The sequence below is a fragment of the Burkholderia sp. Bp9142 genome, from assembly GCF_003853415.1.
In the GTDB taxonomy this organism is placed as follows: domain Bacteria; phylum Pseudomonadota; class Gammaproteobacteria; order Burkholderiales; family Burkholderiaceae; genus Burkholderia.
In genome coordinates this window covers 140,395-156,433 of sequence record NZ_QTPP01000004.1, presented here as the reverse complement: position 1 = coordinate 156,433, position 16,039 = coordinate 140,395, and the positions used below count along the sequence as shown (strand labels likewise).

The following is a 16,039-nucleotide window of genomic DNA, read 5'->3' as shown; positions in this document are numbered from 1 at the left end:
GAAGGGCAGGCAAACCATGCGGAAACGGCAAGACTGATGCGAAAGCAGCGCGCGGGACCGGCCCGGTTGCGGCTTTCCTCCCTGATAGACGAACGGGCCGCGCAAATATTTAGCGATGCCTTCGAAAAATGCGTCCGTTCGGGCTTTGCGCGCAAAACGGTAAAAAATCGGCCGCGCCGTTCGTCACACCAATGAAGCCGCCCCAAGCGGCCCCGAGACTTGGCCGAAGCGGCCGGACCGAAGGATTTCACGCACATGACGAGTTTCCCGACTGCGTTGCACCACCGAATCCGCGAACTGGCGCGCCGTGCGCCCGACGCGCCCGCGCTCGCCGCGCCTTTCCAGAACGACCTGCGCCTGTCGCGCGGCGCGCTCGACGCGCGTGCGTCGCACCTTGCCCGCCAGCTGCGCGCGGCCGGTGTCGGCGCGGAAGTGCGGGTCGGCGTCTGCGTCGAACGCTCCTGCGAGCTGTTCGTCGCGCTGCTGGCCGTGCTGAAGGCGGGCGGCGTGTTCGTGCCGCTCGATCCGCGTCATCCGGCCGCGCGCCTCGACTGGATCGTGCGCGATGCGCAGCTGCGCCACGGGATCGTCGATGCGGCGGGCCGCGCGGCGCTCGGCACGTCGTTCGACCATGCGTTCGACGCGGCGGCGGCACTGGACCACGGCGCGGATGCCGCCGCCTTTGCCGACGACGAAGACGTGCCGGTGCATCCGCGCGCGGCCGCGTACATGATCTATACGTCGGGCTCGACTGGCACGCCGAAGGCCGTGGTCGTCGAGCACGGGCCGCTCGCCGCGCATTGCGACGCGCTCGCGGCCGCGCTGCCGATCGAAGGCGGCGATCGCCTGCTGCATTTCGCGTCGGTCAATTTCGACGCCGCGCACGAATGCTGGCTCGCGCCGCTCGCTGTCGGGGCCAGCGTGACGATTGCGCCGCCGCAGCCGTTCGCGCCGGACGCCGCGCATGCGCTGATGGTGCGCGAAGCAGTCAGCGTCGCCGCGTTTCCGCCGGCCTACCTGCGCGAATTCGCCGCCGTCGCCGCGCGCGACGGCGTGCCTTCGGCCCTGCGCGTGCTCGCGTTCGGCGGCGAGGCGCTGCCGCAGCAGGCCTTCGAATTCGTGCGCCGCACGTTCCCGTCGGTGCGCCTGGTCAACGGCTACGGGCCGACCGAGGCCGTGATCTCGCCGATGCTGTGGCCGGTCGAACCAGGCGAGACGCCCGAGCTGGCCGCGAACGATGCGTATGCGTCGCTGCCGATCGGCCGCGTGATCGGTCCGCGTGTCGCGCGTATCGATGGCGACGCGGCAGGCGCGTCGGGCGAAATGGGCGAGGGCGGCGAACTGCTCCTCGGCGGCGTGTGCGTCGCGCGCGGCTATCACGGCCGCCCGGCGCTGACGGCCGAACGCTTCATTCCGGATGCGCACGGCGAGCCCGGTGCGCGCGTGTACCGCACCGGCGACCTCGCGCGCCTGCGCGCCGACGGCGCATTCGATTATCTCGGCCGTCTCGACGACCAGATCCAGGTGCGCGGCGTGCGCGTGGAGCCCGCGGAAATCGCCGCGTGCCTGCGCACGCATCCGGCGGTGGCCGACGCGGCCGTGATCGCCGAAACCGGCGACGGGCCGGCGCGGCTGATCGCGTGCGTCGCGCTGCGTGCGGCCGCCGACGATGCGGCGCTGAAGGCGCACGTGGGCGCGCAGTTGCCCGCCGCGTGGCAGCCGCACCGGTTCGTGCGCTGCGATGCACTGCCGTACACGCTGAACGGCAAGCTCGACCGTGCCGCGCTGCGCGAGCGCATCGCCGCCGCACGCGATACCGAACGACACACGGGCGACGCACCGTGCACGCCGACCGAACAGCAGATCGCCGGTGTCTGGCGGACGCTGCTCGGCCTCGACGCGACGCCGTCGCGCGACGACCGCTTCTTCGCACTGGGCGCCGATTCGCTCGCCGCGATGCAGTTGCAGGCCGCGATCCGCGCCGCGTTGCGCGTGAACCTGCGGCTCGACACGCTGTTCGCCGATCCGGCGCTGGCCGAGCTGGCCGCGCACGTCGATCGCGCGGAACGCGAAACGGGCGAGCCGCTGGCCGCGATCGCCGCGCGCCGTGCGCCGGCCGATGCCGCGGCGGCTGCGGCGTATGTCGATCGCGCGGCATCGCTCGCGCAGCAACGCTTCTGGGTCCTCGCGCAGACGCGCGATGCGAGCGCCGCCTATCACATTGCCGCGCACTGGACGATCGACGGCGCGCTCGACCGCGACGCGCTGCAGCGTGCGCTCGATCACGTGATCGGACGGCACGACGCGTGGCGCACGACGCTCGTCGACAACGACGACGGCATCGTGATGCAGCGCGTTCATGCACGCCTGCCGGTCGCGATCACGACGCTCGACTTGCGCGGGCAACCGCCGGCTGCGCGCGATGCGGAAGCCGCGCGCATTGCCGAACGCGACGCGGGCGAGCCCTTCGATCTGTCGCGCGGGCCGCTGTTGCGCGCGACGCTCATCGTGCTCGCCGACGAGCGCCACCGGCTGCTGCTGACCGCGCACCACGCGATTACCGACGGCTGGAGCTCGCGCTGCGCATTCGACGAGCTGTCGGCCGCGTACCGCGCGTATGCGGAGGGCGGTGAACCGTCGTTGCCCGAGCTGCCGATCCAGTACGCCGACTACGCGGACTGGCAGCGCGACATGCTCGCTTGCGGCGAAGGCGAGCGTCAGCTCGAATACTGGCGCGCCGCATTGCGCGACGTGCCGGGCCCGCTCGCGCTGCCGGTCGACCGCCAGCCTGGCGCGACGCGCACGCTGCAAGGCGCGCGCGTGTCGCACCGCCTGCCCGACGCGGTCGCGGCCGACGTGCGGCGCCTCGCGCGTGACGCGCAGGCCACGGTCTTCACGGTGCTGCTGGCCGCGCTCGATGCATGGCTGGCGCGCCTGACCGGCGAGACGGACGTCGTCGTCGCCGTGCCGGTCGCGCATCGCCAGCGCCCGGAAACCCGCGCGCTGCTCGGCCTGTTCCTGAATACGGTTGCGCTGCGCGTGCGCGTGGCGCCGACGCTGCCGTTCCGCGCGCTGGTCGACGCGGCCCGCACGGCCGCACTCGACGCGGTCGCGCACCAGGACGTGCCGTTCGAGCGCGTCGTCGATGCGGTGAAGCCGCCCGTCAAGCGCGGCGACGAATGGCTGCGCGTGAAATTCGCGCAGCAGTTCGATGCGCGGCACGACAGCGTGCTGCCGGGCGCGACCGCGGTCGCGACGCCGGGGCCCGATCTCGCCGCGCGCTTCGACTTCGCGCTGGACTTCACCGACGACGCGCACGGGATCGAACTCGTCGCCGCCTACGCGACCGACTGCATCGACGCCGACACCGCGCGCGCATGGCTCGACAGCTATGCGGCGCTCGTCGCGGCCGCCGCACATGAACCGCAATGCACGACGGCCGCGCTGCCGTGCGATGCGTCGCCGGCGTCGCGCCAGCCGCGCGACGGCCGCGCGCTGAGCGTCGAACACGCCGACATCGTCGCCGCATTCGCACGGCAGGCGGCGGCCTATCCGCATCGCGTCGCGCTCGCCGATGCGTCGGCATCGCTCACGTTCGCCGAACTCGACGACGCGTCGAACCGCATCGCGCACGCACTGACACTGCGCGGCGCGACGGCCGAAGCGCCCGTCATCGTCTGCATCGAGCGCTCGGTCCGCTTCGTCGTCGGCCTGCTCGGCGCGTTGAAGGCCGGCGCGCTGGCCGTGCTGCTCGACCCGGCGCAGCCGACCGCACGCCTGGCGGCCGCGGCCGCCGACTGCGGCGCGCGTTGGGCGCTCGTCGCGCATGGTCGGGATGGGGCCGCGTGGCCGTCCGGCATCGACGCGCAGCCGCTCGACGTCGACACGCTCACGCAGGACGCGACGCTCGCGCATGCGGCCGGCGTACGCGCCGCGCCGCATCCGGAACAGGGCGCCTATCTGATCTATACGTCGGGTTCGACCGGCACGCCGAAGGGTGTCGTCGTATCGCACGGCGCGCTGGCCGACTACGTGCACGGAATGCTCGACGAACTCGCGTTCGCGCCGGACGCGTCGTTCGCGATGGTGTCGACCGTCGCCGCCGACCTCGGCCATACGACGCTGTTCGGCGCGCTGTGCGCGGGCCGCACGCTGCACCTGCTGCCGGCCGCGTGCGCGTTCGATCCGGACCTGTTCGCGCAAGAGATGCGCCGTCGCGACGTCGGCGTGCTGAAGATCGTGCCGAGCCACCTGCAGGCGCTGCTCGACGCGCGCGTGCCGGCCGACGTGCTGCCGTGCCACGCGCTCGTGACCGGCGGTGAAACGCTGACGTGGGCGCTCGTCGCGCGCCTGGCCGCGCTCGCGCCGGCCTGCCGCGTGATCAACCATTACGGGCCGACCGAAGCGACCGTCGGCGCGATCGTGTGCGATACCGCATCGATCGCCGCCGATGCGCGCGACCCGGCGAGCGGCGTGCCGCTCGGCACGCCGCTGCCGAATGCGCGCGCACTGGTGCTCGACGCGTTCGGCGCATGCGTGCCGGCCGGTGCGACGGGCGAACTGTATCTGGGCGGGCCGGGCGTCGCGCGCGGCTACCTGAACCGGCCGGCGCAGACCGCCGAGCGCTTCGTGCCCGATCCGTTCACGCCCGGCGCGCGCCTGTATCGCACCGGCGACCGCGTGCGTCTGCGCGCGGACGGCCGTCTTGCGTTCCTCGGCCGTATCGACGACCAGGTGAAGATTCGCGGCTATCGCGTCGAACCGGGCGAGGTGAGCGCGGCGGTCCGCGCGGCCGGCCCGATCGCGCAGGCCGAGACGCTCGCGATCGAGCACGACGGCCGCCTGCGGCTCGCGACGTTCGTCGTGATGCGCGACGGCGCGGCATTCGACGAAGCCGCCCTGCGCGCGGCGCTCGGCGCGACGCTGCCCGACTACATGGTGCCTGCGCAGTTCGTCGCGCTCGCGCGGCTGCCGGTGACGGCGAACGGCAAGATCGATCGCGCGGCACTGCGCGAACTGGCGGCCGCACCGGTGGCGACGGCCTTCGGCGACGCGCCGCAGGGCCCGGTCGAGACGGCGCTCGCCGAAGTCTGGCAAGCGGTGCTGAAGGCGCCGCACGTCGGCCGCGACGACAACTTCTTCGAACTCGGCGGCGACTCGATTCTCGTGCTGCAGGTGATCGCACGCGCCCGCAAGCGCGGCGTGCGTTTCACGCCGAAGCAGCTGTTCGACGGCCCGACGGTCGCCGAACTCGCGCGCATCGCGAAGACCGAGGAGGTCGCCGCTGCAACGCCGGCATCGACGTCGGCATCCGCAACGCTGGCGCAGGCTCGGTCCGCGCCGGCCGTCGCGGCGATCCTGACGCCCGCGCAGCAGCGCTTCTTCGCGCTCGACGTGCCGCATCCGGGCCACTGGAACCAGTCGGTCGCGTTCGACGTGCGCGGCCCGTTCGACGCCGATGCATTCGCGCGCGCGTTCGATACGCTGCTGACCCATCACGACGCATTCCGCCAGCGCTTCGCGCGCGGCGCGGACGGCAACTGGCATGCGAGCGAGGCGGCGAAGCCGTACGACGCGCTGCCGTTCGTCGAGGTGGCCGCACGCGACGACGCCGATGCACTGGCGCGCTTCGACGCAGTGCAGCGCCGCCTCGATCTCGGCCGCGGGCCGCTCGCCTGCGCGTGCGCGACGCGGCTGCCGGACGGCTCGACGCAGCTGTATCTGGCGATTCACCATGCAATCGTCGATGGCGTGTCGTGGCGCATCCTGCTCGACGACCTGGACGCCGCGTATCGCGCCGCATGCGAACGCGCGCCGGTGCGCCTGTCGCAGCCGGGCCTGCGCGCGGACGCATGGGCCGCACGCCTCGCGCGGGCCGCGACCGAACCGGCATCGCCGTTCGCCGCTGAAACGGCATACTGGGCCGGCATGGCACAGGGTGACGACCTCGTGCCCGATCATCCGGACGCACCGGCGACGAACGCCGATGCGGCCGTCGTCGTGCAGACGATCGACGCGACGCTGACCCGTGCCGCGCTGACCGACGCGCACGCCGCGTATCGCACGCAGACGATCGAACTGCTGGGCGCGGCGCTCGCACTGGCGCTGGCCGGTGCCGACGGTGGCGCCTCGTGCCGGGTCGAGCTCGAAGGGCATGGCCGCGAGGCGCTGTTCGACGATGCGGACGCGAGCCGCACGATCGGCTGGCTGACCAGCCACTATCCGGTGATGCTGCCGGTCGAAGCCACGGCGCGCGACACGCTGTGCGCGGTCAAGGACACGCTGCGCGCGGTGCCGCACAAGGGGCTCGGCTTCGGCGTGCTCGCGCACCACGGCGACGCGGCGACGCGTGCGGCACTGGCCGCCGTGCCGCGTCCGCGCGTCACGTTCAACTATCTCGGCCAGTTCGACGTGCCGCGCGACGCGACGCTCGTGCCGCGCTTCGGCGGCACCGGCATCGAACGCGATCCTCAGGGGCCGCTCGGCAACACGCTCGCGATCCATGCATATCTGGATACCGGCCGCGACGGCGCGCGCACGCTGAAGATTCACTGGGTATACGGCGCGCCGCAGTTCGAGCGCGCGACGATCGAGGCATTCGCCGAACGCTTTGCAGCCGCATTGCGCGAACTCGCCGACGCATGCGCGTCGCGTGTCGCGCACCGCGGCGGCGGGGCGACGCCGGGCGATTTCCCGCTCGCGCAGGCGGCCGGCCTCACGCAGGCCGCGATCGAGCGCGCGCCGCTCGACTGGCGCACGATCGACGACGTGTATCCGCTGTCGCCGATGCAGCAGGGGATCCTGTTCCATGCGCTGTTCGCGCCCGGTCACGCAAGCTACGTGAACCAGCTCGTCGCGACCGCGACGGCGCTCGATGCCGACCGGCTCGCGGCCGCGTTCGGCGCATCCGTCGCGCGCCACGACATCCTGCGCACCAGCGTGATGCCCGACGAGGCCGGGCCGCTGCAGTGCGTGCATCGCCATGCGCAGATGCCGGTCGAGCAGCTCGACTGGCGCACGCGCGGCGACACGCTGGACACCGATTTCGACGCATGGCTCGCGGCGGACCGCACACGCGGCTTCGACTGGCGCGAGCCGCCGTTGATGCGGCTCACGCTGATCCGCGTCGCGGACGACGCATGGCGCGTCGTCTGGACGCGCCACCACGTGCTGCTCGACGGCTGGAGCACCGCGCGCCTGCTCGCGGACGTGCTGCGCGACTATCGCGACCCCGATGCGGTGTCGCCGTTCGCGAGCCGCCCGACACTGCGTTATCGCGACTTCATCGCGTGGCTCGGCACGCGCGATCGCGCCGCGGACGAACGCTTCTGGACCGATCGGCTCGCGCGCCTCGATGCGCCGACGCTGATCGCCGAGCGCGTGGCCGACCGCGCGGACGCCGAGATGGTCACGTGGCGCGCAACGATCGACGCGGATGCGATGACGCGCGTCGCACAAACGGCGCGTGCGCTGAAGCTGACCGTCAACACGCTGGTGCAGGGTGCCTGGGCGCTCACGCTGCAGCGCATGACGCACCAGCCGGCCGTCGCATTCGGGGCGACCGTCGCGGGCCGTCCCGATGCGCTCGCGGACGTCGACACGGTGCTCGGTCTCTTCATCAATACGCTGCCGGTGATCACGGCACCGGCGCCGCAGCAGCGCGCGGCCGACTGGCTGCAGACGCTGCAGCGCGAGAACGCGGCCGCCGCCGAGCATGCGCACACGCCGCTCGCCGACATCCAGCGCTGGGCGCGCGGCGCCGGCGGCGCGCTGTTCGACACGCTGGTCGTGTTCGAGAACTATCCGGTCGACGATACGGCGCGTGAAGCCGATCCGCGCGCGCTCGCGCTGAGCGACGTGCGCAGCGTCGAATCGACCGATTTCGCGCTGACGCTCGTGATCGAGAGCGGCGCCGGGCTGACGATCGACTACGGCTACGACACCGCGCGCGTCGATGCGCGCCAGGTCGAGACCTGGCACCGCGCGTTCGCGTGCGCGCTCGATGCGCTGGCCCGCACGCCGGACGCACTGCTCGGCACGCTGTCGATCGCCGACGACGCGACGCGCGGCGCACTGGCGCTCGCGCAGGACACCGCGCGGACGTGGCCGGACGCGCAACGGCAGCCGCTGCACCTGCAATTCGCGGACGTGGCACAGGCGACGCCCGATGCGATCGCGCTCGAATACGCGGATGCCCGCGGTGGCGTGCAACGCGTGACCTATCGCGAACTCGATCTGAACACGACGCGCGTCGCCGCCGCATTGCGCCGGCGCGGCGTGCGGCCCGATACGCCCGTGGCGTTGTGCGTCGAGCGCTCGTTCGACATGGTCACGGCGCTCGTCGGCGTGCTGAAGGCCGGCGCCGCATACCTGCCGGTCGATCCCGACTATCCGGCCGAGCGCATCGCGTATCTGCTGCGTGACGCGCGGCCCGCGGTCGCGATCACGCAGGCCCATCTGCGCGGGCAGGTCGAGGCCGCGCTCGGCGACGACGCGACGACGCAACTGCTGACGGTGGCCGATCTGCTCGCCGACGAAGCCGCCGCATCGGGCGATGTCGCCGCAGACGCCGCGGCCGACATCGTCGACGACGCCCGGCTCGCGTACCTGATCTACACGTCCGGCTCGACCGGCAAGCCGAAAGGCGCCGGCAACTCGCACGGCGCGCTCGCGAACCGGATCGCGTGGATGCAGCACGCATACCGGCTGACGCGCGACGACGTCGTGCTGCACAAGACGCCGTTCGGCTTCGACGTGTCGGTATGGGAATTCGTGTGGCCGCTCGCGACCGGCGCGAAGCTCGCGATCGCCGCGCCCGGCGACCACCGCGATCCGGCCCGCCTCGCGGCCGCGATCCATGCGCACGGCGTGACGGTGCTGCACTTCGTGCCGTCGATGCTGGCCGCGTTCGCCGCCTATCTCGACGATTTCTCGTCCGCTGCGCAATGCGACAGCGTGCGCCTGATCGTCGCGAGCGGCGAGGCGCTCGCGCCCGAACTGGTCGCGAAGGTTGCACGGCTCATGCCGGACGCGACGCTCGTGAACCTGTACGGACCGACGGAAGCCGCGATCGACGTGTCGCACTGGACCTGCGGCCCCGACGACGCGCGCGCCGTCGCGGTGCCGATCGGCCATCCGATCGCGAACCTGCAGCTGCACGTGCTTGACGCGGCATGGCAGCCGGTGCCGGCCGGCGCGACCGGCGAACTGTATCTGGCGGGCGCGGGCCTCGCGCGCGGCTATCTCGGCCGTCCGGGGCTGACCGCCGATCGCTTCGTGCCCGATCCGTTCGTGCCGGGCGCGCGCATGTATCGCACCGGCGACCTCGCACGGCGCCGCGCCGATGGCGCGCTCGACTACCTCGGCCGCGTCGACACGCAGGTGAAACTGCGCGGCCAGCGGATCGAGCCCGGTGAAATCGAGGCGCTGCTGCGCACGGCGCCGGGCGTGCACGACGCGGTCGTGATCGTGCGCGACGAGCAGCTGATCGGCTATGTCGCACGCGGCGACGCGGGTCCGCTCGACCGTGCGGCGCTGCTGGATTCGCTGCGCGCGCAACTGCCGGCGTACATGGTGCCATCGCAGCTGATCGAGCTCGACGCGCTGCCGGTCACGCCGAACGGCAAGTGCGATCGCCATGCGTTGCCCGCGCCGGTGCGCGAGGCGGCCGCGGCCGTCGAACTCGAGACCGACACGGAGCGCGCGCTCGCAGCGATCTGGCAGCGCGTGCTGCACGTGGACGCGATCGGCCGCGACGACGATTTCTTCCTGCTCGGCGGCCACTCGCTGCTCGCGACGCAGGCCCATGCGCAGGCGAACCTGCACTGGGGCCTCGCGCTGCCGCTGCGCACGCTGTTCGACACCCGCACGCTCGCACGTTGCGCGGACGCGATCGACTCGGCCTGCGCGGCCCGCGGCGCGACCGACGCGGCGAGCGCGATCGACGCGCTGCTCGGCGAACTGGAAACCCAATAAGGACGACGGATGACGAAGGTTCAACCCGACTGGCTCGCGCTCGCGACGCGCTTCGCGCAACTGCCCGACGCGCAGCGCGCCGTGTTCATCGACAAACTCGGCGCGGCCGGCATCGACTTCCGCGTGCTGCCGATCCCGCCGCGCACGGCGCGCCACGACCGCGTGCCGGCCTCGTTCGCGCAGACGCGGCTGTGGCTGCACGCGCGGCTGATCGACGCGCCGGACGCGTATCACATCACCGAGCGGCTCGCGCTGACGGGCCCGCTCGACACGCATGCGCTGCGGCTCGCGTGCGATGCGCTGATCGCGCGCCACGAAGCGCTGCGCACGACCTTCGACGAAGCAGAAGACGGCGTCGCGCAGACGATCCATCCGCCGCTGCGCTGCCCGTGGCGCGAGACTGATCTCGAGGCGCTGCCCGACGCGCAGCGCACCGCACGCGCCGAAGGCATCGCGACGGCCGACGAAACCGACGCGTTCGATCTCGGCACGGCGCCGCTCGTGCGCGCGCACCTGATCCGCTTCGACGCGACGCATCACTGGCTCGCGCTGACCGTTCACCACATCGTGTCGGACGGCTGGTCGTCGGGCGTGATGCTGGACGAACTCGCGGCGTTCTATCGCGCGTACGCATCGGGCGCGCCGGTGCCGCTCGCGCCGCTGCCGATCCAGTACGCGGACTACGCGCTGTGGCAGCGCCGCTGGCTCGATGCCGGCGAGCGCGAGCGCCAGCTGGCGTTCTGGCGCGAGCGGCTCGATCCGCAGCGCGGCGTGCTGACGCTGCCCGGCGCGGCCGCGCGGCCCGCACGCCGCAGCGCGCGCGGTGCACGTCATGTGTTTTCGCTCGACGCACGCACCGGTGCGCAATTGCGCGCATTCGCGGCCGCCTCGGGCGCGACGCCGTTCGCGGTGCTGCTCGCGGCGCTCGACGCGCTGCTCGCGCGCGCGACCGGTGACGCGCGGATCTGCGTCGGCGTGCCGGCCGCGAACCGCGAGCGCGCGGAAACGGCCGGCCTGATCGGCTTCTTCGTCAACACGCTCGCGATCGACGTCGCGGTGCCCGCGCACGGCGATTTCTCGTCGCTGGTCGCGCGCACGCAGCGCGCGCTCGTCGATGCGCAAATGCACCAGGACGTGCCGTTCGAGCAGGTCGTCGATGCGCTCGGCGTACCGCGCAGCGCCAGCCACCATCCGCTGTTCCAGGTGATGGCCGCGTACGGCGAGCGCCGCGCGCTGCCGGCGCTCGGCGCGGCGTCGGCCGCATTGCTGCCGTCCGGCACGCCGTCCGCGAAATTCGACCTGACGCTCGCCGTCGAGGCGACGCCCGACGGCACGTTCGACGCTGCGTTCATCCATGCGCTCGACCTGTTCGACGCGGACGCGATCGCGCGGCTGGCCGCGCGCTTCGTCACGCTGCTCGGCGATGCGCTCGCGCGCCCCGACATGCCGGTCGGCGATCTCGACTGGCTGCCGGCCGGCGAACGCGCGCAGCTCTTCGGATGGAACGCGCCGGCGGGCGCCGCCGAAGCCGCACCGTTCGTCCCGGTGCACGCGCGCATTGCCGCGCATGCGACGGCACGCCCCGACGCACGCGGCGTCGCCGACATCGATCGTGCGCTGACGCGCGGCGAGGTCGACGCGCGCGCGGCACGCATCGCGCGCAATCTCGTCTCGGCCGGCGTGCGGCCCGAGATGCGCGTCGGCGTCGCGCTGCAGCGTTCGGTCGACCTGCTGGTCGCGCTGATCGCGGTGCTGAAGTCGGGCGCCGCGTTCGTGCCGCTCGATCCGGCCCATCCGCGCGAACGGCTCGCGCAGATCGTCGGCGATGCGGGCATCGCGCACGTGCTGACCGACGGCGCGAGCGCCGCATCGCTGCCCGAACTGCCGGCCCTGCGCGTCTGGCGCGCGGACGAAGTCGACGCGCTCGACGCAGCGGCCCACGTCGCGCTGCCGGACGTGCTGCCCGGTCATGCGGCGTACGCGATCTACACGTCGGGCTCGACCGGCAAGCCGAAGGGCGTGATCGTCGATCACGCGTCGTTCGCGCGGCATTGCGTGGCGATCGCGCAGCGCTACGGCGCGGGCGAGCACGACGTGTTCCTGCTGTTCCAGTCGGTCAACTTCGACGGCGCGCACGAAGGCTGGTTTTCGCAATACCTGTCGGGCGCCGCCGTGTCGGTGACGGCCGACGTGCTGTGGCCGCCCGCGCAGACCTGCGCGATGATGGTCCGCGACGGCGTGACGATGACCTACGTGCCGCCCGGCTGCGCCGCGCAGCTCGCCGAATGGGCGCTCGCGCACGGCGCGCCGCCGACGCTGCGCTCGCTGACCGTCGGCGGCGAAGCGACGTCGCGCGAAGCGTTCGCGATGCTGCGCCGCGCGATGCCGAACGTGCGCGTGGTCAACGGCTACGGCCCGACCGAAACCGTGATCACGCCGACGCTGTGGATGTTCCGTCCCGGCGACGATGTCGCGAAGCTGGGTGACGCCGCCTATCTGCCGATCGGCACGCTGGTCGGCGCGCGCACCGCGCACGTGCTCGACGAGCGGCTGCATCCGCTGCCGGTCGGCGTGATCGGCGAGCTGTACCTGGGCGGCGAGGGGATCGGCGTCGCGCGCGGCTACCTCGATCGCCCCGCGCTGACGGCCGAGCGCTTCGTGCCAGATCCGTATGGCGCGCCGGGCGCGCGCCTGTATCGCACGGGCGACCTCGTGCGGCGTCGCGCGGACGGCGTGTTCGATTTCATCGGCCGCGTCGATCATCAAGTGAAGCTGCGCGGGCTGCGCATCGAACTCGGGGAGATCGAGGCGCAGCTGGCCGCGCACGATGCGGTGCGCGAGGCGTGCGCGGTCGTGCACGGGCAGGGTGCGCAGGCGCAGCTCGTCGCGTACGTCGAACTGACCGCCGACGCGCAGGCCGCCGCCCAACCGGTCGAAGCCGCGGCGCTCGACGCGCATCTGCGCCGCACGCTGCCCGACTACATGGTGCCCGCCCAGCTGATCGTGCTCGACGCGCTGCCGCGCAACGCGAACAGCAAGGTCGACCGTGCGCGGCTGCCGGCCCCGGTGCGCGTCGAACGCGCATACGAAGCGCCGCACGACGGCGACGAAACCGCGCTCGCGGCGATCTGGCGCGACGTGCTGAACGTCGAACGCGTCGGCCGCGGCGATCACTTCTTCGAACTCGGCGGCCATTCGCTGGCAGCGGTGCGCGTGGCGACGCGCGTCGCCGAGCGGCTCGGCCGCGACGTGCCGGTGCGTGCGCTGTTCGAAGCGCCGGTGCTCGCGCAATATGCGCGCCAGGTGGCCGACGCGCCGCGCGCCGCGCGCGCCGGGGCCGCGGCGCCGGGCGTTGCGGTGGTCAAACCCGATGCGCGTGGCGTGTGGCCGCTGTCGCCCGCGCAGCTCGGCCTGTGGTTCCTGTGGCGGGCACAGCCGGACAGCGCGGCGTACAACATTCCGGTCGCGCTGCGCGTGCGCGGTCCGCTCGACGTCGACGCACTGCGCACGGCGTTCTCGGCGGCGGCGGCCGCGCACCCGGCGCTGCGCGCACGGCTCGTCGTACGCGACGGCATGCTGCCGGGCCAGCGGATCGATGCCGCGGCTTGCGTCGCGCTGCCGCTCGTCGACCTGTCCGCGCAGCCCGACGCGTTTGCCCGCGCGGCGGCGCTGACCGATGCCGATGCGCTCGCGCCGTTCGATCTCGCGGTCGATGCACCGCTGTGGCGCGCATGCGTGCTGCGACTCGGGGCGGACGATCACGTGCTGTCGGTGACGATTCATCACATCGTGTCGGACGGCGAATCGATCGAGCTGTGGTTCGACGCGGTGCGTGCCCGCTACGTCGCGCTCGTGCGTGCCGGCGCGGCGCCGGCATCGTCGGCAGCGACGTCGATGACCGCGGAAAACACGCCGCTCGTGCTGCCCGCGCCGTGTCATCCGGCCCGTGTCGCGTACTGGCGCGACGCGCTGGCCGACCTGCCGTCGTCCATGCTGCCACGGCGCGCCAACGCGCCAGCCGTCCCGCAATGGCGAGCGGCACGCATCGCGTTCGAGTTCGACGCGGCGCTGATTCGTGCCGCGCGCGACGCCGCGTCCGCTGCGCACGCGACGTTGCCGATGCTGCTGCACGCGGCGCTCAACACCGCGCTGTTCCGCGTGACCGGCGCGGCCGACCAGCCGGTCGGCGTGCTCGCGTCGACCCGCGCGCTGACCGGCGATGCGGCGCGCGAAGCGCTCGGGCTCTTCATCAATTCCGTGGTCGTGCGTACGCGGATCGATGCGGCGGCCCGCCGCACGGACGTGCTCGCGCAAGTGCGCGATACGGCGCTCGCCGCGTATGCGCATGCCGACGTGCCGTTCGCCGACGTCGTCGCGGCGCTGCGCGCGCCGCGTGCCGCGCAGGCCAATCCGCTGTTCCAGGTGATGTTCAACTACCTGCGCCCGACCGGCGCCGCCGCGCGCGACTGGGCGGGCCTGTCGCTCGCCGCATTCGACGATGTGCGCCATCGCGTGGTATTCACGCTGGAGCTGGATGTGGTCGAGCATCCGGACGGCCGCGTGAGCGCCGCGTTCTCGTATGCGGACGAAGTGCTCGACGGCGGCTTCGTCGATGCGCTCGTCGACCGCTATCACGACGAAGTCGCGCGTTTCGCCGATGCGCAGGAAGCGGCGCTCGGCGCGCCCGATGCGCTGTTCGCCGCGCGGACGGCGGTCGCGGCCGCGCCGGCCGACAACGCGGCGCGCGTCAAGGCGGCGGCGCGTGCGCCGGCCACGGCAGCCGCACTCGGCGCGCTGTGGTCGGACACGTTCGCGACGGCCGCGCCGGCACCCGACGCCGACCTGTTCGAGGCCGGCGCGACGTCGTTCGACGTCGTGCGCTTCGTCGACGCGGCGAGCCGCGCCGGTCATGCGCTGACGGTGGCCGACGTGTTCGCGTCGCCGACGCTCGCGGCGCTCGGCGCACATATCGATGCATCGACCGAAACGGCGCAGGAGGTGCGCGATGCTGGCTGAAGTGCGTCCGGACGGATTCACGATGCCCGACACCTGCCGTCTCGCGTTCGCGGACGGCCTGTTCGCCGCGCGCGACGGCGCGGAGATCCGCGTCGCGCAGGGCGACGGCATCGGCGCGCAGCTGCTGCGCGCGCAACTCGCGGACGACGGCACGCTGCGCCTCGTCGCATATAACCATCGCGCGGCGCCGGCCGATCAGCGCCGCGCGCTGCTGGCCGCGCTCGCCGCCGCGTTTTCCGACGACGTGCGCCGCGCGGCGATCCGGCTCGACCCGGCCGCGTGGCCGGTGGTCGCGCTCGATGCGCTGCGCGCGAGCGGCGTGCTCGCCGATGGCGGCCTGTGCATGCGCGAAGGCTGGGCGCAGCAGCCCGATCTGTGGCGGGTCGGCACGCATCTGCCGTGCGCGACGCTGCCGATGCTGACCGACGGCCGGCGTCATCCGCGCCGGCCGCCCGCGCCGCGCGGCGACGTGTATGCGCGCGACCTGCCGGCGCTCGGCGTGCGCTTCACGCTGCGCGGCTGGCAGCCGGCCGAGGACGCCGCGCGCGTCGCGCGCTGGTTCGACGAGCCGCGTGTGCGCGACGGCTGGCCGGGCACGCAGCCCGGCGTGGACGGCACGGCGCCCGATGCCGAGCCGCACGTGAGCCCGCTCGTCGGCTGCTTCGACGGCGAACCGTTCGCGTATGTCGAGGCGTTCTGGCTGAAGGAAGACCCGCTCGCGCCGCACGTCGGCGCGCGCGACTACGACCGCGGGCTGCGGATGCTGGTCGGCGAGTCGCGCTGGCGCGGCCCGCATTGCGTGGCCGGCTGGCTGCCGTCCGTCGTGCATTACCTGTTTCTCGACGACCCGCGCACCGAAGCGGTCGGCTGCGCGGTCCCGGCCGGCCGCGCGCGGGTCGTCGATACCCTCGCGCGGCATGGCTTCGCGCGGCAGCGCCGCCTGGCGCTCGCCGACGTGCAGCCGCTGTGGATGCGCACGCTGCGCGAGACCTTCTTCACCGGCCGTCACGTCTGACGGGCCGGTTTCACCGACAAGGGAGCTGAGAGA

At 73.0% G+C, this 16,039-nt stretch carries 3 protein-coding genes; all 3 read left to right on the top strand.

Features of this window, described 5'->3' with window-relative positions:
- Positions 1-255: 255 nt before the first annotated feature.
- The 3 genes from DIE22_RS06465 to DIE22_RS06455 are packed head-to-tail and all read left to right on the top strand — an operon-like array spanning position 256 to position 16,006.
- Positions 256-9,975: a non-ribosomal peptide synthetase gene (locus DIE22_RS06465; protein WP_124604752.1), complete on the top strand. Its 9,720-nt coding sequence runs from the start codon at positions 256-258 to the stop codon at positions 9,973-9,975.
- Positions 9,976-9,984: 9 nt separating this feature from the next.
- Positions 9,985-14,991: a non-ribosomal peptide synthetase gene (locus DIE22_RS06460; protein WP_124604751.1), complete on the top strand. Its 5,007-nt coding sequence runs from the start codon at positions 9,985-9,987 to the stop codon at positions 14,989-14,991.
- Positions 14,981-16,006: a GNAT family N-acetyltransferase gene (locus tag DIE22_RS06455; RefSeq protein ID WP_124497550.1), complete on the top strand. Its 1,026-nt coding sequence runs from the start codon at positions 14,981-14,983 to the stop codon at positions 16,004-16,006. Before DIE22_RS06460 ends, DIE22_RS06455 begins: the two co-directional genes overlap by 11 nt.
- Positions 16,007-16,039 lie beyond the last annotated feature (33 nt).

Coding starts and splice junctions, on each gene's coding strand:
- DIE22_RS06465 (WP_124604752.1), top strand. CDS start 256: ATGACGAGTTTCCCGACTGCGTTGCACCACCGAATCCGCGAACTGGCG.
- DIE22_RS06460 (WP_124604751.1), top strand. CDS start 9,985: ATGACGAAGGTTCAACCCGACTGGCTCGCGCTCGCGACGCGCTTCGCG.
- DIE22_RS06455 (WP_124497550.1), top strand. CDS start 14,981: ATGCTGGCTGAAGTGCGTCCGGACGGATTCACGATGCCCGACACCTGC.